We start from the raw sequence: 2,799 nt of genomic DNA, 5'->3' as shown, positions 1-2,799 counted from the left end.
ATATTGTCTAACAAAAGGGGAGCATTTCACTTTTTAGACGTACTTTACAAAAGATACAATTTTTTTGAAAGTAGACTAATCCACAGAGATTTTACGCAGATTTGCCCTTGTTCTTTCCCAAAGGGTGTGCTATAATGAGTTTATTCAGGAAACTGAAAATAGACAAAGGAGAAAAAACAGTGTGGAGGAAAGAAACGTAACGAAGATTCCAGTTCGCCATGAATTACCACGATTATCCAAAGTTGGTGTTTATTGCAGAGTAAGTACAAATCAGCCAGAGCAGCTTCGCAGTATGTCTGCCCAAGCATCTCATCTCACAAGAACAGTTCTGCACAGCAGAGGATGGATACTGATTGATATTTATCTGGATTTTCATACTGGATTAAATGATAACAGACCAGAATTACAGAGATTATTGAAAGATTGCAGGTCCGGAAACGTTGATACCATTCTAACAAAAAGCGTCAGCAGATTTGGACGGAATACTGCTGAAACAATCCGCCTGATTCGAGAACTCAATGCCATTGGAGCCAGAATTATATTTGAGAACGAAGAAATCGACACTTCAAAATGTGAAAGCGAATTTCTTGTCACTTTAATTGAAGCCTACGCACAGGAAGAAAGTTATAACCGCAGTGAGAATATTCGATGGGGAATTGAAAAGCGAATGCAAAATGGAACATCGCTTCTTTACAACAGAAGATGCTTTGGATACAGAAAGAATGAGAACGGCACTTTAGAAATCTGTCCGGAAGAAGCAGAAGTTGTTCGTTTGATTTTTGATTTCTATCTTCGTGGCGGAAGTATTCTTTCTATCATAAAAGAACTGGAGAAACGGCAAATTCAAACGCCATCAGGAAAGAAAAAATGGTGCACACAGACAGTTGTAAAAATTCTAACCAATGAAAAGTATATCGGAAATGTGCTGCTAAAAAAGACCTATTCAGATGGATTCCCAAATCGAAAGCGGAGAAACAACTGTGGAGAAAAAGATCAGTATCTTGCAGAGCAGTTGCACCCTGAGATCATATCGAAAGAAATTTTTGATGCAGTTCAATCCGAACGGCAACGAAGAAGTAATGTAGTAATAGACGAAAATGGAGAAAAGAAACGGGCAGGAAAGCGATACTGCTCGAAAATAATGTCAGAAACAGACATAGAACCATTCGATGGCACGTTAGATCACTCATCATATAGTGAATGATAAGTACACAAAGAAAAAGTGCAGAAATACGCCGATTTAACAAAAAAACGATAGCCCCGACCTATCGTTTTATTTTAGCCTATCGTTTTTTTATTGTTTCAGAAATGCAAACAGCCTGCCAGGAAAACGCTCCACAGCAGGCTGTTTTTGCTTGATAAAACCGAAAAAGTCACGCATTTTCGGCATTTTTCCAAAAAGAAAGCACTGCACAATTGTATCATTTGTGCAGTGCGGTTATGCCTAAGGGCTCTCATTTTGATACAAAATAATCCCAAAAATCCCGCAATTCTGCGAGGTTTTTTGTTTTTCGGCTGAAAATCAAGGAGATTGCTATCGCCTAGAAAAGCGAAAATTGAGAGCCAAATCGCAAACGATAAGCAAAGGTATCGTTTGGTTTTTAGAGGCTGTTTTCAGACATTGTTTGTACATGGATTGAGCTATCGTTTGCGAGGCACTCGATTTTGGGTTATCGTTTGCTATTTGAAAATCGGTTTCAAAAATTAAGTTTAACTGTTTGGCTGATGCTTGAATTAGCATCCTATACTTTAATTTCTAAAGCAGTATTTCAAGCAACCTTGCCACTTGCAACCTCATCCACGAGTTCTAGTGATACATTCAAGTTTTCTGCAATTTCCTCATGCGAGTATTTCTGCTTGTCTAACATCCGTCTGATATCCGCAACCTTCTCTTTTTGCAATGCATCTGCTGCATATTCCTTCGCCCGTTCTTCTACAACTTTACACATTTCGCCCATACCTCCTTCGGTTTCCTTGAAATATCGAAAACGTTCTGATAATTCTTCAGCGTACATATCCTTCGCATTCACACACTGGAAGTCGTGCATCAGTCTGCCAATGCTGTCGTTCGGATTCTGATAAGCTCCGTTTACGTATATGATATGCGAATCGTCTTCCAAATACGCACCGGTTTCACGACAAATTCTATCATAATGATATAGTGGCAAGCCGTGCTTCATAATGTCATGTTCCGTCAGCATAATCACAAAAGTTTCCGCCAAATTGCGGAACGGTTCTTTCTTTTGGAGCAGTTTGGTATCCAACATACTGCTGTGGAATCTAGCACGCTTTGGTGTTGCTCCGGAATCCGCTCTTTGAATTTCTATGTTGTATCTTTTTCCATTGGTATCTTCCGCATAAATATCCAGTGAAATGGAGCGTCCAGACAAGCTGCGATATTCACATTGTGTTTCACTGTGCAGCACCTTCAAGTCTTGCCGCTCCAGCAAAATGTTCAAGATATACTCCACGCCTTCCGGATTATCGTTGAAATAGAGCCGTAAGAAGTCATCATCAATTAGCCGCAATTGCTCCGCCACTCGCCGGTTCTTTTCCTGTTCAGTTGCCATTGGAATCACGTCCTTTCTATCACTTTTAGTATACCATACTTCCACGTGAAATGCAAGGGCGAATTTGTGCAAATCACCGGATTATCTTTGCCTGATATAAAAATACGGAGCAACCGAAGCTGCTCCGCAATTTAGGGGAAGTGCTAGAATCTATTGATAAAATAGTGGCTATTTCATCTTAGTTCTTTTTAAGCCTATATCTGCTAAAATAAAACTGAGCCAGCTGAGG

General features: G+C 39.8%; 2 protein-coding genes. One reads left to right on the top strand and one right to left on the bottom strand.

The window, feature by feature from the left end:
• The first annotated feature begins 181 nt into the window (after window positions 1-181).
• Window positions 182-1,204, top strand: coding sequence for a recombinase family protein (locus RUMCAL_RS08500; protein ID WP_051343765.1), 1,023 nt, complete (start codon window positions 182-184; stop codon window positions 1,202-1,204).
• Window positions 1,205-1,769: 565 nt separating this feature from the next.
• On the opposite strand, the gene RUMCAL_RS08495 is transcribed toward RUMCAL_RS08500, so the two are convergent.
• On the bottom strand, window positions 1,770-2,570 hold the full coding sequence (locus tag RUMCAL_RS08495) for a PD-(D/E)XK nuclease family transposase (RefSeq protein ID WP_040647651.1): 801 nt from the start codon (window positions 2,568-2,570) through the stop codon (window positions 1,770-1,772).
• Window positions 2,571-2,799 lie beyond the last annotated feature (229 nt).

Source organism: Ruminococcus callidus ATCC 27760, from assembly GCF_000468015.1.
GTDB classification, from domain to species: Bacteria; Bacillota; Clostridia; order Oscillospirales; family Ruminococcaceae; genus Ruminococcus_C; species Ruminococcus_C callidus.
This window is presented reverse-complemented; position numbering and strand designations above follow the sequence as displayed.